We start from the raw sequence: 16,692 nt of genomic DNA on the forward strand, positions 1-16,692 counted from the left end.
GCAGGGAAGGAACTGGTTCGATTGAGGTTTCCGTGGGGCGCCGCCGCGGCGGCAGCGGGGCCCGGAACGGGTCGTCGGCCGCGACAGAGCCCTTAATCCTGAGCGGACGACCCCTGCCCGAAGATGCGGCGAAGCAGGTCCGTCACGTTCTTCGCACCGGCCTTCCTCAGAATACCGGCGCGATAGCCTCGACCGTGCGCGCGCTCAGATGCATGCGCCGGGCGATCTCCTTGTTGGTCAGGCCGGCGGCGAGATGCTCGAGCACGTCACCTTCGCGCGCGGTCAGGGGTTCGCAGCCGGGCAACCAGCGCTGCCGGTTGGAGCCGGGCTGCGCGAACTCGTCGATGGCGGCATCGATCCGGTCGACGATGTCGCGGGTGCGGAACGGCTTCTCGATGAAGTCGGCCGCACCGCTCCTGATGGCATCGACCGCCATGGCGATGCTGCCGTTTGTCGCGGTCACCAGCACCGGCGCCATGCAGTTTTCCTCGCGCAGGCGCTTGAGCACGTCGAGACCGGAGCGATCGGGCGGCATCTCCAGCAGCACGCAGGCCGGCATCCGCGCCTTGGCCTCCGAGAGCAGAGACGCGCCGTCGGCGAAGCAGATCACGTTGTATGCGCTCTGTTGGAGCGCGGTGGAAAGTTGTTCGCGGGAGGCGGCATCGGTGTCGATGACGAATACCTCACCCTTGGAAAGCATGTTCCCAGGCATAATTCCGATCCAGCAATGTCTTTTGGTCAAATGGTCCGAGACAGCAGCGGGGCCTCGTCGCGCCGCGCCGTCATATGCACGGCATTCACGCCCGTGCTTCGGTTTCACTTATGTATGTTCCACCCGGTTCCCGGATTTGACGGATCGGGACATAAACTTTACATTTCGGGACATCTGCGGGAATGGCTGGCAGGAACGGTTCGCATGACCGACCTCATTCGCAGCGCGGGCTTGAGCTATTACCCGGAGGTCGCCCGGTCGGTCGGGCTCGACCCCAGACAGATGATGCGCAAGGTCAGGCTGCCGCTGGCCTGCCTCGACAAGCCCGATACGCCCATTGCCGTCACCGGCCTGCGACGTCTGCTCGAATTGTCGGCAGAGGCGTCCGGAGCCGAAGATTTCGGCTTGCGGCTTGCCGAGCGCGGCGGGCTGACCAATTTCGGCGCGGTCGGCCTGATCGTGCGCGAACAGGCGACGGTAGGTGAAGCCATCGAAGCCTTCTCGCGCTTCATCCCGATCCATCACGACGGCATGAAGCTGGACGTCACCCGCGACAAGCAGACCGTGACCGTCGCGCTGCACCTGCGCGGCCGACAGCCGACCGCGCCGCGCCAGTCGATCGACATGGCGCTCGGCAGCGTCCACCGCATCATCCAGTCGCTGTTCGGCAGCGATTGGCGGCCGCAGGAAGTGCACCTGCATTACCCACCGCCGCACGACCGCAAGCGCTACCGCGAGTTCTACGGCTGCCGCGTGACTTTCAATGCGGAGGACGATTCGATCCTGTTGTCGGCGCACGACATGGAGCGCCGGATCCCGAGCGCGCATCCGCTGATCGCGAGCTATCTGCGCAAGCGGATCGAGGCAATCGAGACGCGGCCGGCAAGCTGGGAGGAGAAGGTCGACGAGGTCGTGCGTCTCCTGCTCGCCGGCGGCGACTGCACGGTCGAGCGCGTCGCCGAGCACCTCGCCTGCACCCGCCGCACCGTCCACCGGCACCTCGCCGAAGCCGGCACCAGCTTCTCGGCGATTCTCGACGCGCAGCGCGCCGATCTCGTGGTCCAGCTGATCGATGATCCCGGCCGGCCGCTGGCCGACATCGCCGTGCAGCTCGGCTTCTCCGCGCAGAGCGCCATGGCCCGCTGGTTCCGCGGCCATTTCGGCTGCACCATCACCGCATGGCGCAAAGGCGTCAGGCCATTGAAATCGTCGACCGTGGCGACCGCAGCTTGAATCAGCGTGCCGGGACGGGCACGCCCATGATGGCGAGGGCGCGGCGAGGGCTGCCGGCGAGCAGCGGGCCGAACGCGATGGCAAAGCCGAGGAACGCAACGATCCACCCGCAGGCGGCAAGGTGCAGCAACGCATCGCTGTGCGCAGGCCAAACCACCGCCGCGACCCGCGCCAGCGCCGCGACGATGATCGCGGCATAGATGGCTTGTGTCGCCGGCGACGCCGTCAGCGCCTGTCCGGTATGGCCGAGACTCGCTCGGGTCATCACCGCGACCGTCATGGTTCCGGCCGCGCCCGCCATCCAGGCGTGGATGCCCGCGCTCGGCGGCAACGCGCCGAAGACGGCAAGAGCATGCAGGAGGAAGCCAAGCGGCACGAAGACATAGCCGACATGGAGAATCAGGAGCAGCCTCTCGCGGAAGGTGCGGTCACCGGCCCAGCGTGCGAGCCGCACCAGATGGAGCCCGCCGACAAGCGCCATCGCCACGCCGGTGAGGGTGCTCAACGGCGCCACAATCCACGCGATGATCGCAATTGCGCTGCACCCGATCACCACACCGTCAAAGCGTCCGAATGGCACCGGGAGGCGGCCGGGGTTGAACTTGACCAGCCAGTTGCGGATGAAGCTCGGGATGATGCGGCCGCCGATCAGCGAGATCATCAGCACGACCACGCCGATGCCGACGCGGATGCCGACATCGGCCGCACCCGCATAATGCGCTTCGAGATGGAAGCCGACATTGCCGGCGAGCAGCACGAGCACCAGCACCACCACAGGAAGGTTGCGCCAGTTGCCGCCGGCGATGATCTCGCGCGTTGCTGCAGCGACGACCAAGGTCAGGAAGGCGGCATCGACGGCAAGCGCAAACGCCCAGCCGATATCGGCGGACAGCGTCACGGCGACCCGGCCGGCGAGCCAGACCGCCAGCAGCGCGCCCAAGGACGTCCCCTGGATCGGCAGCCGCCCGGTCCAGTTCGGAATCGCCGTGAACAGGAATCCCGTGATCACCGCCGGCAGGAAGCCGTAGAGCATCTCATGGACGTGCCAATCGCGCGGCGCGAAAGCCGACGTCACCGACAATTCGCCGTAGAACATCGGCAGCCAGGCCAGGATCGAAAGCCCAGCCTGGATGGCGGCGAGCAGGAAAAAGGGCCGAAAGCTGTTCGCAAACAGCGGCCAGCCCTCAAAGTTGCGGGATCGGGCGCCAGCCATGGGTCAACTCCAGTCGATTCAAATCGTCGCCTGGAAAAATACTGCCGTCCGGCCGGCTCGTTTTTGAGCTATCGCAAACACCCTGACGATTGCAGGTGTCATCACACTTCCAGCGCCAAGGAGGCAGAATGGCCAAGGTCGACACATCGTTGGTTGCGCATTTGCCGCTGTTTGGGGGTGTCAAACCGGAGGACCTCGAGGAGATCCTGCGCGAGGCCCGCTCAGTGCGCTATCCCAAGAACAGCGCCATTTTCGAGCAGGGTGCGGACGCGCAATCCTTCTTCCTGCTGCTGCACGGCCATGTTCGCGCAGCCAAGACCACACCGAGCGGCGAGCAGATCGTGGTGCGCTACGTCGCGCCGGGCGAGACGTTCGGTCTCGCGATGGCGATCGGGGCCGCGCGCTATCCCGCCACGGCGATCGCGGTCGACGACAGCGTCGCCCTGATCTGGCCGACCTCGGCCTGGCCGCGGCTGGTCGAGCGATTTCCCTCGCTTGCCGCCAACACGCTCCAGACCGTCGGCACGCGGCTGCAGGAGAGCCACACCCGAATCCTGGAAATGTCGACCCAGCAGGTCGAGCAGCGCGTCGCGCATGCGCTGCTGCGCCTCGCCAAACAATCCGGCAAGAAGCTCGACCATGGCATCGAGATCGATTTCCCGATCAGCCGCCAGGACATCGCGCAGATGACCGGCACCACGCTGCACACCGTGAGCCGCATCCTGAGCGGCTGGGAACAGCGGGGGCTGGTCGAGAGCGGCCGTCAGCGCATCATCCTGCGCGATCCGCATGGCATCGTCGTGCTGGCGGAGCGGAGCCCTGACAGCGGCGCGGCTCAAGGCCAGGGGTGAGGGTCGCTTCCGCTTACGGCGAAAGCGCCCCTCACCCGGGAATCCGCGCGCAGCCCGCGCGAATTCCAGATCGGTTCACGCCGGCACGCGGTCACACAGCGCGGCGAGGAATTTGTCGCGATCGATGCCATGCTCGCGGCAGGCGTCATCGACCGTGTGGAAGGTTGCGATCGGACAGCCCACGCAGGCCATCCTGAAGGCGAGAAACACGCGGATCGTGTGCGGCGCCGTGCGCATGATGTCATCGACCAGATCGTCGGATCCAAAAGGCATGGACAACAACTCCGTTCCGAAACCACGATAGCAGAGCGGGCGGCGGTTTCTTTGTTGGAGCGCAAGCTGCTTGTCATTCCGGGGCGCGCGAAGCGCGAGCCCGGAATCCATCGGGCAGCAGACCAAGAGGTGAAATGGATTCCGGGCTCGCGCCAAGTGGCGCACCCCGGAATGACGGGACTACACCGCCCGGCTGTGCAACTGCTTCGCGGGATCCAGATGCGCGTCGAACGCGGCCGCGACGCTGCGCACGAGAAAGCGCGAGTCCTTTGCGACCGCGATGCGGTCGCCGTCGAGTCTCACGACGCCGTCGGAAATCAGCGGCTTCAGACGCGACGCCGATTTCAGCATTGCCCCGGCCTCTGCGCCATGACGCGCGCAGATATCGCCGAGATCGGCGCCGAACTCGCACATGATGCGTTCGATGATGTCGGCGCGCAGCCGGTCGTCGTCGGTGAGGCCATAGCCTTTCGCGGTGGCCAAATGGCCGACGGCGATGCTCTGCGCATAGGCACCGATCTGCACCTCGTTCTGGACATAGCCCTGCGGCAAATGTCCGATCGCGCTCGCGCCGAAGCCGAGCAGAACTTCGCCCTGGTCGGTGGTGTAGCCCTGAAAATTGCGCCGCAGCGTGCGTTGCTCGAAGGCCACGGCCATGGAATCGCCGGGTCGCGCGAAATGATCGAGCCCGATCTGCACGTAGCCGGCCTCCTTCAACGCATTGGCGATCGCGCAGGCTTGGTCGTGGCGCGCAAGGCCGTCGGGCAGCACGGCCTCGTTGATCATGCGCTGGTGCTTCTTGAAAGCAGGCACATGCGCGTAGCCGAACACCGAGAAGCGGTCGGGCCCAAGCTCGAGCGAACGTCGCACCGTATCCAGGCACGAGGCAACGGTCTGGTGCGGCAGACCGTAAATCAGATCGAAGTTGATCCCGTTGATGCCGGCGCGCTGGAGCATGTCGACCACGGAAGCCGTCTGCTCAAAACTCTGCACCCGGTTGATCGCGCGCTGCACGACAGGGTCGAAGCTCTGCACGCCCAGGCTCGCGCGATTGACGCCGGAGAGCCGCATCGCCTCGACCATGTCGGAAGTCAGCGTGCGGGGATCGATCTCGACTGCAATCTCGGCCGACGGCAGCACGAAGAACGATTGCCGCATCGCCGCCATCAACTCGGCAAAAGCCTCCGGCGCCATGATCGTCGGCGTGCCGCCGCCGAAATGGATGTGCTCGACCTTGATGCGCCGGCCGATCGTCTCGGACACCTGCGCGATCTCGCTGCGCAGCGTACGCAGATAGGCCGCGATGAGACCGTCTCGACGAACGATCTGGGTATGGCAGCCGCAATACCAGCACATCTCGCGGCAGAACGGCACGTGCAGATAAAGCGACGCGCTGGCCGCCGCCGGGAGCTCCGCCAGCCAGCGGGCGTAGGCCCCCGCGCCGATCTCCGGCGAGAAATGCGGTGCGGTCGGGTAGCTCGTGTAGCGCGGCAATCGTTCTTCGCCGTAGCTCGCCGCAAGATCGGCCCTCATATCTTACCCATTCGTCAATCAATGCTGCGCAGCGGGGCGGCGCATCCCGGATGGCACGAAATTACTCGTTTTCGGGTGCGAAACCTTGCGCTCGCTCAAAGTCCGAGCACGGGATCGGAGCCATGGTGACATTTGATTATTGCCCTCTGGAGATAGGTTATGGCGTCGTTCGCGCTCGATCTCGTTCTGTGGCTCACCGGCGTTCGCGGCCATATCCCGCGCTTTGACGATTTTCGTCCCGTCCCCACGACGCCCACCGTTGGCGCCAGCCACCTGGTACGCGTAATGGTCATCACGGCCGCCGTCTTCGCCGCGCTGTCGCTCGCGGTTTGGGGCACGGTCTGGATTGCGATCCAGTTGCTCTAATCGACGACAATCCATTCGCAATAAACGCAGCTGAACATGCGAACGATTTGCGGCCGACGCGACTGACGTCGCGAGTCGTCACGTCTTTCGTATCGCCGATGCGATCTTCGACAAACTCCTAAGGATTTTACCGGAGGCGAATTCGGCAAAAGCTTGTCGCAGCACAAACACACTTGCCGCGATCGGCGCACACTGCATTCCGTCATCAAAACCATTTCAGATGAAGGATGCTTCCGATGTTCACCCGCCGAGCCGCATTGATCAGCGCCGCCGCAACCGCCCTGATGCTGGCGACACCCGCCTTGGCTGCCGATGATCTCAAACTGCCGCGCCAGAAGGTCGAGCTGGTCGCTCCGCCCTTCGTGCATGCGCACGAGCAAGCGACCAAGCAGGGTCCCAAGATCGTGGAGTTCACGCTCACGATCGAGGAGAAGAAGGTCGTCATCGACGAGAAGGGCACCACGTTCCAAGCGATGACCTTTAACGGCTCGATGCCAGGTCCGATGATGGTCGTGCACGAGGGCGACTATGTCGAAACGACGCTGGTCAATCCCGCAACCAACTCCATGCCCCACAACATCGACTTCCATTCCGCGACGGGCGCGCTCGGCGGCGGTGCGCTCACGCTGGTCAATCCCGGCGAGCAGGTCGTCTTGCGCTGGAAGGCAACCAAAACCGGCGTGTTCGTCTACCATTGCGCACCGGGCGGCCCGATGATCCCCTGGCACGTCGTCTCCGGCATGAACGGCGCCGTGATGGTGCTGCCGCGTGACGGCCTCAACGACGGCAAGGGCCACGCACTGAAATACGACAAGATCTACTATGTCGGCGAGCAGGACATGTACGTGCCGCGCGACGACAAGGGCAATTTCAAATCCTATGAATCGCCGGGCGAAGCCTTCACCGACACCGAAGAGGTGATGAAGAAGCTGATTCCCTCACATGTCGTGTTCAACGGCAAGGTCGGTGCGCTCACCGGCAAGAATGCGCTGACCGCCAATGTCGGCGAGAACGTGCTGATCGTGCATTCGCAGGCCAACCGCGACAGCCGTCCGCATCTGATCGGCGGCCATGGCGACTATGTCTGGGAAACCGGCAAGTTCTCCAATGCGCCGGAGACCGGGCTCGAGACCTGGTTCATCCGCGGCGGCTCGGCGGGAGCTGCGCTGTACAAGTTCATGCAGCCCGGCATCTACGCCTATGTCACGCATAATCTGATCGAGGCCGCCGACCTCGGCGCCACCGCGCACTTCAAGGTCGAAGGCAAGTGGAACGACGATCTGATGACGCAGGTGAAGGCGCCTGCGGATATCCCGGCGCCCAACACCAACTAGACGCGACGAGGGGCCGGTGATGACCGGCCCCTTCTTCCCTGGGGGACGACCATGCTGATCGCATTCAAGCTGAAACTGCTACTCGCCTGTGCCGCCGGGTTCGCGGGGCCGATCGCGGTAGCGCCGCTGGTGTCGGACATCGGGCCCCGCAGCACCGCGACGGAGCCCGCCATCGTCAGGGTCGCGGCAGGCGGCCTGTCCTATCGCGAGGCCGGCGATTTCACGCGTGCCGGGCAGCAGGCGGAAGCGCCGCTGCGCACGATGCGCTTCGAGAGGCCGCTGTACATCATGCGGCATCAGGTCTCGTCATCCGACTATCAGATTTGCGTGCAGGAGGGCGCTTGCCGCGCGCTTGATCGCGGCGTGGCCATCGCCTCCGATCGACCCGCGGTGCAGGTGAGCTGGCACGATGCCGAGGCTTATGCGGGTTGGCTCTCGCGCAAGACCGGTCACAGTTACCGCCTGCCGAGCGACGTGGAATGGGCCTTTGCCGCGGGCTCGCGATTCAGGGACGACGGCTTTCCGGTGGACGCAACAGATCCATCGAAGCGCTGGATCGGCCGCTACGAGCGTGAATCCGAGCGTGACCTCTTCGACACGACAGCCTATCCGTTCGGCAGGTTCGGTTCGAACGAGCACGGCATCGAAGATCTCGCCGGCAATGTCTGGGAGTGGACCTCGACCTGCTTCGTGCGCTCGCGCACCGACGCGGCCGGCAATACCGGCAAACCGACCGTGAACTGCGGCGTGCGCGTCGCCGAAGGCGCGCACCGCGCCTATGTCACCGATTTCATCCGCGACGCCCGTGCGGGCGGCTGCGCACAGGGCGTCCCTCCCGCCAATCTCGGCTTCCGCCTGGTTCGAGAGGAAACGTCCTGGGTCGCAAGCGTGTCGGCGCGGTGGAGCAAGACGTGGGCAGCGAGGTCGTAGCGGATCTAAACGCGAGGGAAGATCGACGCCGGCGCCTCATATTCAGTCATTGCGAGCGCAGCGACTTGTCCGCCGAAGCCTCGGCGAAGGCGGAAGCAATCCAGAATCTTTCTGCGGAGACAGTCTGGATTGCTTCGTCGCAAGAGCTCCTCGCAATGACGAAATTGCGGCGCGCGCCCGGCGCTCAACCGTCACTGCACGCGCGGCGTGCTCAGATCGCCCGCACGAACATGCGAAAGCCCGGCGCACCGATGATCGCCTCGAAGGCAGGATCGCGCTTCTCCTCGGCAAGGACGAAGCCGGCCTTGGCATAAGCGCGCTCGGCGGGCTCGTTGCCGATCAGGAACGATATCGTCGCCCGGGCAAATCCAGCTGCCCGCCCCTTCTCCAGCGCATGCGCGATCAGTGACTGCACCAGGCCGCGGCCGCGATAGGCGGGATCAGTCGCGACATACTCGATCATCCAATCGCCCTCGCCGCCCTGAACCCAGCAGGCGCGCGTGTAGCCGGCGCGTTGACGAATGGCCTCCAGCTCTGCCGGGGCGAGCCCGGACGCGGCTGCGACTTCCTCGATCGCACGCCAAGCCGCTGGTCCCGTGCCGGCCGCCGGTAGCGCACACAAGGCGGCAGCAGACTTGCCATCGATCTCGGCGACCAGAAATTGCGAGACGTGCCACATCGACACTGCGCGGGCGACTGCGACGCGCGCGATGAAAGCGCGGCACTGTGTTTCAGGCCAACCGAGCGCAACGTCGAACCAGCCGCGCGGCCGGTAGCCGCGCTGCGATGACAGGATGGTTTGTGCGATGAAATCGGCGTCTTCGGGACGCGCAGACCGTATCGTCATGCGCGCCCCTTCGCGAAAACCTTACGTGTTCTTCAGCGCGACGCGGAATTCGGCTTCGGTCTTGGCCTTGACCTCGTCGAGCGAGACGCCGTCGGCGAGCTCGATCAGCGCCATGCCGCCGCTGCCGTGCTTGTCGATGGTGAAGACGGCCAGGTCGGTCACGACCATGTCGACCACGCGCTCGCCGGTCAGCGGCAAATTGCATTGCTTCAGGAGCTTTGGACCGTCCTTGGCCGAATGCTCCATCACCACGACCACGCGCTTGACGCCGGCGACGAGATCCATCGCGCCGCCCATGCCCTTGACCATCTTGCCGGGGATCATCCAGTTGGCGAGATCGCCGTTCTGGGCCACCTGCATGGCGCCGAGGATCGACAGATCCATGTGGCCGCCACGGATCATGCCGAAGGAATCCGCGCTCGAGAAGTACGAGGTCGACGGCAGCTCGCTGACGGTCTGCTTGCCGGCGTTGATGAGATCGGCGTCCTCTTCACCCTCATAGGGGAACGGGCCCATGCCGAGCATGCCGTTCTCGCTCTGAAGGCTGACGTCCATGCCGTCGGGGATGTAATTCGAGACCAGCGTCGGGATGCCGATGCCGAGATTGACGTAATAGCCGTCACGCAGTTCCTTCGCGGCGCGCGCAGCCATCTGTTCACGGGTCCAGGCCATCTTAGTCTCCTGATCTCAAGCTGCCGTGCGCGGGCGGGTGTTGCGGAATTCGATGCGCTTCTTGGCCGTTCCGACCTCGACGATGCGCTTGACGAAAAGACCGGGTGTGTGGATGTGGTCGGGATCGAGTTCGCCGGCCGGAACCAGATGCTCGACCTCGGCCACCGTGACCTTGGCGGCCGTCGCCATCATCGGGTTAAAGTTGCGCGCGGTCTTGCGGTAGATGAGGTTACCTGCGGTGTCGCCCTTCCAGGCGTGGACGATGGCGAGGTCGGCGAACAGGCCGCGCTCCATCAGGTATTTCTGCCCGTCGAATTCCTTCACTTCCTTGCCTTCGGCGATCAGCGTGCCGACGCCGGTCTTGGTGTAGAAGGCCGGAATGCCGGCACCGCCGGCGCGGATGCGCTCGGCCAGCGTGCCCTGCGGATTGAATTCGAGTTCCAGCTCGCCGGCGAGGAATTGCTGGGCGAACAGCTTGTTCTCGCCGACATAGGACGAGATCATTTTCTTGATCTGGCGGGTTTCGAGCAGGCGGCTGAGGCCAATGCCGTCGACGCCGGCATTGTTTGAGACCACCGTCAGGTCCTTGACGCCGGAGTCGCGGATCGCGTCCGACAGCGTCTCGGCGATGCCGCAAAGGCCGAAGCCGCCCGACATGATCATCATGCCGTCTTTCAGAACACCCTCGAGAGCCGACTTGGCGTCGGGATAGACCTTGTTCATGCAAATTACCTTCGAGTGAACCTTCGGCTTGCAGGCGTCGCGCCTTAGTGGCGGCGATTATTAGGCGAAATCGTCCGAAGCCGTCAATGATACGGGGTTCTCCGCTCCACCCCTGGGTGATAGAAGCTGCCCAAGCCGTGGGCGCAACCGTTCCCGCGGCCTTGAAAGCGACAAGAAAACCCATCAAGTTGCGGCACTTAACACAATAGGTCTTGGGCGTGGGGCGCGCAGGTTTCCCGGCCCGCCTTCTGGCTCCAGCGACCAACTCGATCAGGACATGCCATTGACCATGGCCCAAGGAATGAAGCGCCTCGGGACGCCGATCGCGGCGCTGCTCGGCGTGGCGCTGATCGCCCTGATCGCGACCTCATGGCTCATCAACCGCGACGCGCTGCGCAAGGCGGTGGAAACGCAGATCCGCGACGTCACCGGGCTCGAGGTCAATGTCGCGGGCGCGATCGACATTTCGGTGCTGCCGGCAAGCTACATCTCCTTCCATGACGTCGGCCTGAAGGGCGGCGGCACCAGCGATCCCGCGCTCCATGTCGACGTGCTCACCGCGAACCTGCGGCTGCTGCCGCTGCTGCTGCAACGGTTCGAGATCGCCGACCTGACGCTGCTGCGGCCGCGCATCCATGTCAGCCTGAAGCCGGACGGCGAAAGCAACTGGACGCCGTTCATCCAGACCATCGCGCGCACCATGAAGCCCGGCGCCGAGAATCAAGTGTCGTTCTCCGAGATCCGGATCCAGGACGGCGTGCTCGATTACGAGGACGCCGCCATGCACGGCACCGAGAAGTTCGAGGACATCGACCTCTCGCTGGCCTGGCCCTCGATCTCGCGCTCCTTCGCTGCGACCGGACAATTCGACTGGCGCGGCGAACGGGTCGACGGCTCGATCAGCTTTGCCGATTTCGTCGCCGCGCTCTCCGGCGAGCGCTCGGGATTGAAGGCGCGGATCGCGAGCGCACCGCTCAAGCTCGCCTTCGACGGCAGCGTCGCCAACCGCACCAGCCCGATGATGGAGGGCACGCTCACCATCGACAGCCCGTCCTTGCGCAACGCGCTACGCTGGACCGGCCAGCCGCAGCCCGCCAGCGGCGGCTTCGGCCGCTTCGCGTTGAAGGCGCGGGCCAATGTCGTCGGCGCGTCGATCGCGCTCACCAATGTCAATGTCGAGCTCGACGGCAACACCGCCGAGGGCGTGATGACCTACGCCAATAACGGCCGGCAGACGCTGCAGGCGACGCTCGCAGCCGACGCGCTCGACTTCACACCCTATATCTCGACCTTCCGCCTGCTCGCGAGCGGCGCGCGCGACTGGAACAGGCAGCTGTTCGATCTCAACGCCTTGTCGACCACCGACCTCGACATGCGCCTGTCGGCCGCCAAGCTGACGGTCGGGGCGTCGAAACTCGGCCGCACCGCGATCGGCGCAAATCTGCGCAACGGTACGCTGGCGCTCTCGGTCGGCGAGGCACAGGTCTATGGAGGCATCGCCAAGGGCTCGTTCGGCATCGCGCGCTCCGACACCGTGGCCGACATCAAGGCGCAATTCCAGTTCACCGACGTCGACCTTCAGGCCTGCGCCTCCGAGCTGTTCGGTATCAACAAGCTGTCCGGGCGCGGCAACATCAACGTCTCGCTCGTCGCGTCCGGCTCGAGCCCGTTCGGCCTCGTACAGTCGCTCGACGGCAGCGCCACCGTGACCGGGCATGATGGCGCGATCGCGGGCTTCAATGCCGAGCAGCTACTGAAGCGGCTCGAGCGGCGGCCGCTGTCCGGCGGCGGCAATTTCCGCAACGGCTCGACCCCTTACGACAATCTCACCATCGCGGTGAAGTTCTCCGACGGCGTCGCCACCGCCGAGGACATCCGCGTCGAAGGACCGGCGGCGAAGATCACGATGACCGGTACCGCCTCGGTGCCGACACGCGAATACGACATGAAGGGCGTGGCCAGCCTCAACAGCGCGTCGGGGTTCGAATTGCCCTTCGTGGTGCAGGGCCCCTGGGACGACCCCCTCGTCTTCCCCGATCCGGAAAGCCTGATCCGCCGCTCGCCGGCCTCTGCGCCCCTGCTCGACATGCTGAAAGACCGCAAGCCGGGCGACGCGGTGCGCTCCGCGATCGAGCGCATCACCGGCACCGGAAAACGTCCCGCACCGGCCGAAGCGCCGACAGCGGAGAACGCCAAGGAAGGCGCGAAGTCGAACTAGTCCTGAGCGGATCGCGGACGCGGAACGCCTCCGCCAACGCATAAGAGCCGTCCGTATTTCGCCACGATGGTCTCATACCTGAGGTTGAAGCAGGAGGAGACATCGCCCAATGGGAAGCTTTGGAAGATGCCGGGTGGCCGCCGTTATTGCGGCACTCGCGCTGGTCACCGTCGCGAGCGCCCCGCATGCGCAAGACGTTTCACGACCGGAGTCTGTTGATCGCCCCTCCGCTCTTCTCCTTCCTGCCGGGAAGGTCATTTTCGACGCCGCGGTGGCTCGTGCGAACAGGGGCACAAACGGCTTCGGCCTGCCCCCTTCGTTCCCACTGCCCTCGTGCGGATTTCCTGATGGGCTTTGCGGCGCGGTGAACCGCGACGGCACGCTTGCTGTGCCGGCCGAATACGATTGGGTCGATACCTTCCATGAAGGGCGCGCGCTGGTGCGATCGAATGGTCGCTATGGCTATGTCGACACAAGCGGTCATGTGATCGCAAAGCCGCAATATCCGATTGCAGATCGCTTCTCGCACGGATTTGCGCAGATCGACGTCGGCGGCCGATCCGGTCTGATCGACCTCGACGGCAACACCGCGCTCGAGCCGAAGTTTGGCTACGTCATTCCCTTCACCGAGAAGGTCTTCTTTGCCACCGAGGGCCGGACCACGTCAGGAGGCATCGCGGGCACGGAGCAGTTCAGCCATGGGATTTTCGAGTTCGTCGGCGCGATCGCCGACAGCAGAGCGGTCACTGCGACAGGCAAATGGGGCCTCGTGGACCGCTCCGGCGCCTGGCTTGTTCCGCCGTCTCCCAACGCGATCCTGCCTTTTGACACCGAAGGTACGGCGCTCATGCTGGCGAGGGTCGATTCAGGATGGGGTGTGATACGTCCCGACGGAAGCTGGGAGATCGAACCAAAATTCCAGCAGCTTGGTTCGTTTGTTGATGGGATGGCCCCCGCAAAGGTCGATGACCATTGGGGTTTCATTGATCGCGCGGGACGCCTCAAGATCGAGCCGAAATTCGAGAACGTCCATCAATTTGTACACGGCGCGAAATTTACCCCAGCCCGCCTGAACGGCCGATGGGGCCTGGTAGATCGCACCGGCGAATGGGTCGTCCAGCCCCAATACGAAAACATATCTCTGAAGGGGACTGCGCCATGGTCGTGGGACATTCAGAACGAGAAGAAGCATGGCTATCTCGATGAAAACGCCAAGGTCATTGTCCCGCCCCTATTCGATTTTTCGGTCGGGCGATGCGCCAATGGACGCATTGTCGGGGAGATCGACAGGCAGCCACGAATTCTTGATGAGAATGGCAAGTCGATCGAGCCGCAGGAGGGTGAGCTATCGAGGCCGGTGACCTGCGACGGACCTTATATCCTCAAGATTAGCGGTAAATTTGCCTATGCGGCAGCCGATCTCACGCCGATGACGGCACAGCGGTTTGACCGTGCCGGCCCTTTCGTCGGCTCTCTTGCTGTCGCCGGTTTTGGGGACAAATTCGGATTGTTGAGAACTGACATCACCTGGGCCATAGAACCCACGCTCGATGCGATCTCTCCAGGCTTGCCGAATGGTTCGGTTCTAGCGCGGCTGGACGACAGGAACGGCATCATCGATGCCTCGACCGGTGCATGGATCACCAAGCAGCCTTTCGAACGCGTCTGCCACATCAGGCCTGATATGGCCATGGCATTCGAGTGGGGTAAACGCGGCATCCTTGATGCCCATGGCTCCTGGCTAATCAAACCTCGAGAGGGACGGATGGGCATTCGCCTCGAGGATGGCCTGGTCCCGGCCCAATCGGGCGGGCATTGGGGCTTCATGGATGTGGAAGGAAAAATGGTGATCGAGGCGAGATTCGATGCACCGACGTTTTTTGATCGTGGCATCAACTGGACCAGTACCGACGCCTCTTGGTGTCCGATCGATCGCAGGGGACAGCCGATCGAAGGCCTTCAATGCCAGCCGTCGGACCCGCTAAAGAGACAGTTTGGCGTATTTGCATGTCAGCTCGGGCCCTGAGACCTCACGCGAATTGATCAGGGCGAATTGATGCGGCGATTGGATCGATGCCGCACATTAAGCATCTCCTCTCGCCCGACACCCCACGACCTATGTCTGACAAGAAGCCGCTAGATCGGATAGCGGCCATGCGCTAGTGTTTTATACGACCGGTTAAAAACACCGGCCGTTTGAGGGAGAAAAACGTGAAATCCAAGGTTATTGGCGCAGTATCACTGGCGGTCGCTGCGGCCGGGCTGTTCGCAGCCGCTGCACCCGCATTTGCGCAGCAGAAGACGATTACGGTCTGGTGGGGCAAGGGCTTCTACCGCTCCGAAGACGACGCGCTGCTCGAGACGATCAAGAAGTTCGAAGCCAAGACCGGAATCAAGGTCGAATTGTCGCAGTACGCGATCCAGGACATGATTCCGAAGACGGTCGCCGCGCTCGATGCCGGCACCGTGCCCGACGTCGCCTATTCCGACTCTTATGACGTGCAGGCCCAGGGCAAGTGGGCCTACGAGGGCAAGCTCGAGGATCTCACCGACGTCATGGAGCCGATCAAGGGCCGGTTCGTGCAGAACACGCTGGACGCCTCGATCCTCTATAACGACGTCACCAAGAAGAAGGCCTATTACGGCTTCCCGCTGAAGCAGCAGAGCATGCACGTCCAGATCTGGAACGACATGCTGGAGAAGGCCGGCTTCAAGCAGAGCGACATTCCGACCGACTGGGCGGGGTACTGGACGTTCTGGTGCGACAAGGTGCAACCGGGAATCCGCAAAGCCACTGGCCAGCGCATCTACGCCGTCGGCCAGCCGATGGGCGTAGAATCCACCGACGCCTTCCAGTCGTTCTACACCTTCATGGATGCCTACCACGTCAAGCTGGTCGACGACGACGGCAAGCTCACGGTCGACGATCCCACGGTCCGCGAGAACCTGATCAAGGCCATGAAGGACTACACCGACACTTATATCAAGGGCTGCACGCCACCGTCCTCCACGACCTGGAAGGATCCGGACAACAACGTCGCGTTCCACAACAAGACCATCGTGATGACCCACAACTTCACGATCTCGATCGCGGCTAAGTGGTATGAGGACTCGCAGAACCAGGCGCTCACGCAAGAGCAGCGCGACGCCGGCAAGAAGGCTTATGAGCAGGACATCATCACGGCGTCCTTCCCCAAGGCGCCGGATGGGTCGACCATCCGCTACCGCTCCGACGTCAAGACCGGGCTGGTCTTCAGCGTTGCCAAGAACAAGGCCGAGGCCAAGCAGTTCATCAGCTTCCTGCTCCAGGAAGAGAACGTTCGCCCCTATATCGAGGGCGCGCTCGGCCGCTGGTTCCCGGTGACGAAGGAAAGCCAGGCCAGCCCGTTCTGGCAGGCCGACAAGCACCGCAAGGCGGTGTACGCCCAGTTCACGGGCGGCACCGCGCCGTTCGATTTCACTAAGAACTGGAAGTTCACGATTCTCAACAACGAGAACGTGTGGGCCAAGGCGATGAACCGGGTGGTGAGCGAGAAGGTTCCGGTCGACAAGGCCGTCGACGAACTGATCGCCCGCATCAAGCAGGTCGCGGGTTAAGTCATCATCCCCTCGCCCCGCCCAGCGGGTGAAGGTATAAGAACAGTACCGGGCGCGGGGGGGGGGGGGGCGCCCGGGGGGGGGCGGGGGGGGGGGGCCCCCCCCCCCCCCCCACCACATGAAATGTAGTGCGCCGCTAATGCTTCTGCCCGTACAGCACCGGCACCGCCGAATCCACGATGACCTCCAC

General features: G+C 63.9%; 14 protein-coding genes and 1 pseudogene. 8 read left to right on the top strand and 7 right to left on the bottom strand.

Annotated features, from left to right (window positions below):
• Window positions 1–92: 92 nt before the first annotated feature.
• A pseudogene (locus AC0L3K_RS17905) lies at window positions 93–712 on the bottom strand (response regulator transcription factor).
• Window positions 713–916: 204 nt separating this feature from the next.
• Between AC0L3K_RS17905 and AC0L3K_RS17910 the strand changes: the two are divergent.
• Window positions 917–1,945 (top strand): AraC family transcriptional regulator, encoded by a 1,029-nt coding sequence (locus AC0L3K_RS17910; protein ID WP_473366541.1) that lies wholly within the window; start codon window positions 917–919, stop codon window positions 1,943–1,945.
• A 1-nt stretch (window position 1,946) separates the two neighbouring features.
• Here AC0L3K_RS17910 and AC0L3K_RS17915 read toward each other — a convergent pair whose 3' ends face one another.
• Entirely contained in the window at window positions 1,947–3,158 is a 1,212-nt protein-coding gene (locus AC0L3K_RS17915) for an NnrS family protein (protein WP_473366542.1), read from the bottom strand.
• A gap of 128 nt (window positions 3,159–3,286) precedes the next feature.
• On the opposite strand from AC0L3K_RS17915, the gene AC0L3K_RS17920 reads away from it, so the two are divergent.
• Complete coding sequence (locus AC0L3K_RS17920) at window positions 3,287–4,009, top strand: Crp/Fnr family transcriptional regulator (protein WP_473366543.1); 723 nt, start codon at window positions 3,287–3,289, stop codon at window positions 4,007–4,009.
• 75 nt (window positions 4,010–4,084) lie between these two features.
• On the opposite strand, the gene AC0L3K_RS17925 is transcribed toward AC0L3K_RS17920, so the two are convergent.
• Both AC0L3K_RS17925 and hemN read right to left on the bottom strand, forming a co-directional pair.
• Complete coding sequence (locus AC0L3K_RS17925) at window positions 4,085–4,282, bottom strand: DUF1858 domain-containing protein (RefSeq protein WP_007596228.1); 198 nt, start codon at window positions 4,280–4,282, stop codon at window positions 4,085–4,087.
• A gap of 180 nt (window positions 4,283–4,462) precedes the next feature.
• On the bottom strand, window positions 4,463–5,815 hold the full coding sequence (gene hemN / locus AC0L3K_RS17930; RefSeq protein ID WP_473366544.1) for an oxygen-independent coproporphyrinogen III oxidase: 1,353 nt from the start codon (window positions 5,813–5,815) through the stop codon (window positions 4,463–4,465).
• Between the two features lie 159 nt (window positions 5,816–5,974).
• Here hemN and AC0L3K_RS17935 point away from each other — a divergent pair, with 159 nt between their 5' ends.
• The 3 genes from AC0L3K_RS17935 to AC0L3K_RS17945 all read left to right on the top strand — a co-directional run bounded on the left by AC0L3K_RS17935 (window position 5,975) and on the right by AC0L3K_RS17945 (window position 8,445).
• Window positions 5,975–6,181, top strand: a complete 207-nt coding sequence (locus AC0L3K_RS17935) for a hypothetical protein (protein ID WP_219681678.1) — start codon at window positions 5,975–5,977, stop codon at window positions 6,179–6,181.
• 236 nt (window positions 6,182–6,417) lie between these two features.
• A complete protein-coding gene (nirK, locus tag AC0L3K_RS17940; RefSeq protein ID WP_354200716.1) occupies window positions 6,418–7,515 on the top strand; it encodes a copper-containing nitrite reductase in 1,098 nt (365 codons plus the stop codon).
• Window positions 7,516–7,566: 51 nt separating this feature from the next.
• On the top strand, window positions 7,567–8,445 hold the full coding sequence (locus AC0L3K_RS17945; RefSeq protein WP_473366545.1) for an SUMF1/EgtB/PvdO family nonheme iron enzyme: 879 nt from the start codon (window positions 7,567–7,569) through the stop codon (window positions 8,443–8,445).
• A gap of 211 nt (window positions 8,446–8,656) precedes the next feature.
• Here the strand turns inward: AC0L3K_RS17945 and AC0L3K_RS17950 are convergent, their stop codons facing one another.
• Genes AC0L3K_RS17950 through AC0L3K_RS17960 form a run of 3 tightly spaced genes read right to left on the bottom strand, consistent with a single transcriptional unit; the run spans window position 8,657 to window position 10,687 of the window.
• Window positions 8,657–9,292: a GNAT family N-acetyltransferase gene (locus AC0L3K_RS17950; protein WP_473366546.1), complete on the bottom strand. Its 636-nt coding sequence runs from the start codon at window positions 9,290–9,292 to the stop codon at window positions 8,657–8,659.
• 21 nt (window positions 9,293–9,313) lie between these two features.
• Window positions 9,314–9,964, bottom strand: coding sequence for a CoA transferase subunit B (locus AC0L3K_RS17955; protein WP_007596236.1), 651 nt, complete (start codon window positions 9,962–9,964; stop codon window positions 9,314–9,316).
• Between the two features lie 15 nt (window positions 9,965–9,979).
• Window positions 9,980–10,687, bottom strand: a complete 708-nt coding sequence (locus AC0L3K_RS17960; RefSeq protein ID WP_007596238.1) for a CoA transferase subunit A — start codon at window positions 10,685–10,687, stop codon at window positions 9,980–9,982.
• 289 nt (window positions 10,688–10,976) lie between these two features.
• On the opposite strand from AC0L3K_RS17960, the gene AC0L3K_RS17965 reads away from it, so the two are divergent.
• The 3 genes from AC0L3K_RS17965 (at window position 10,977) to AC0L3K_RS17975 (ending at window position 16,502) form a co-directional block, all read left to right on the top strand.
• Complete coding sequence (locus AC0L3K_RS17965) at window positions 10,977–12,905, top strand: AsmA family protein (protein ID WP_219681730.1); 1,929 nt, start codon at window positions 10,977–10,979, stop codon at window positions 12,903–12,905.
• Window positions 12,906–13,014: 109 nt separating this feature from the next.
• The gene (locus AC0L3K_RS17970; RefSeq protein WP_473366547.1) at window positions 13,015–14,931 is read left to right on the top strand and encodes a WG repeat-containing protein; all 1,917 of its coding nucleotides are present in this window, start codon (window positions 13,015–13,017) and stop codon (window positions 14,929–14,931) included.
• Window positions 14,932–15,116: 185 nt separating this feature from the next.
• On the top strand, window positions 15,117–16,502 hold the full coding sequence (locus AC0L3K_RS17975) for an ABC transporter substrate-binding protein (RefSeq protein WP_354160035.1): 1,386 nt from the start codon (window positions 15,117–15,119) through the stop codon (window positions 16,500–16,502).
• The last annotated feature ends 190 nt before the right edge of the window (window positions 16,503–16,692 follow it).

The sequence above is a fragment of the Bradyrhizobium sp. MI1.10 genome (assembly GCF_055811035.1).

What these genes read in the sequence shown, in the direction of transcription:
- AC0L3K_RS17955 (WP_007596236.1), bottom strand. Translation starts at nt 9,964, where the DNA reads ATGGCCTGGACCCGTGAACAGATGGCTGCGCGCGCCGCGAAGGAACTG.
- nirK (WP_354200716.1), top strand. Translation starts at nt 6,418, where the DNA reads ATGTTCACCCGCCGAGCCGCATTGATCAGCGCCGCCGCAACCGCCCTG.
- AC0L3K_RS17950 (WP_473366546.1), bottom strand. Translation starts at nt 9,292, where the DNA reads ATGACGATACGGTCTGCGCGTCCCGAAGACGCCGATTTCATCGCACAA.
- AC0L3K_RS17935 (WP_219681678.1), top strand. Translation starts at nt 5,975, where the DNA reads ATGGCGTCGTTCGCGCTCGATCTCGTTCTGTGGCTCACCGGCGTTCGC.
- AC0L3K_RS17965 (WP_219681730.1), top strand. Translation starts at nt 10,977, where the DNA reads ATGGCCCAAGGAATGAAGCGCCTCGGGACGCCGATCGCGGCGCTGCTC.
- AC0L3K_RS17910 (WP_473366541.1), top strand. Translation starts at nt 917, where the DNA reads ATGACCGACCTCATTCGCAGCGCGGGCTTGAGCTATTACCCGGAGGTC.
- AC0L3K_RS17925 (WP_007596228.1), bottom strand. Translation starts at nt 4,282, where the DNA reads ATGCCTTTTGGATCCGACGATCTGGTCGATGACATCATGCGCACGGCG.
- AC0L3K_RS17960 (WP_007596238.1), bottom strand. Translation starts at nt 10,687, where the DNA reads ATGAACAAGGTCTATCCCGACGCCAAGTCGGCTCTCGAGGGTGTTCTG.
- AC0L3K_RS17920 (WP_473366543.1), top strand. Translation starts at nt 3,287, where the DNA reads ATGGCCAAGGTCGACACATCGTTGGTTGCGCATTTGCCGCTGTTTGGG.
- AC0L3K_RS17970 (WP_473366547.1), top strand. Translation starts at nt 13,015, where the DNA reads ATGGGAAGCTTTGGAAGATGCCGGGTGGCCGCCGTTATTGCGGCACTC.
- AC0L3K_RS17915 (WP_473366542.1), bottom strand. Translation starts at nt 3,158, where the DNA reads ATGGCTGGCGCCCGATCCCGCAACTTTGAGGGCTGGCCGCTGTTTGCG.
- hemN (WP_473366544.1), bottom strand. Translation starts at nt 5,815, where the DNA reads ATGAGGGCCGATCTTGCGGCGAGCTACGGCGAAGAACGATTGCCGCGC.
- AC0L3K_RS17945 (WP_473366545.1), top strand. Translation starts at nt 7,567, where the DNA reads ATGCTGATCGCATTCAAGCTGAAACTGCTACTCGCCTGTGCCGCCGGG.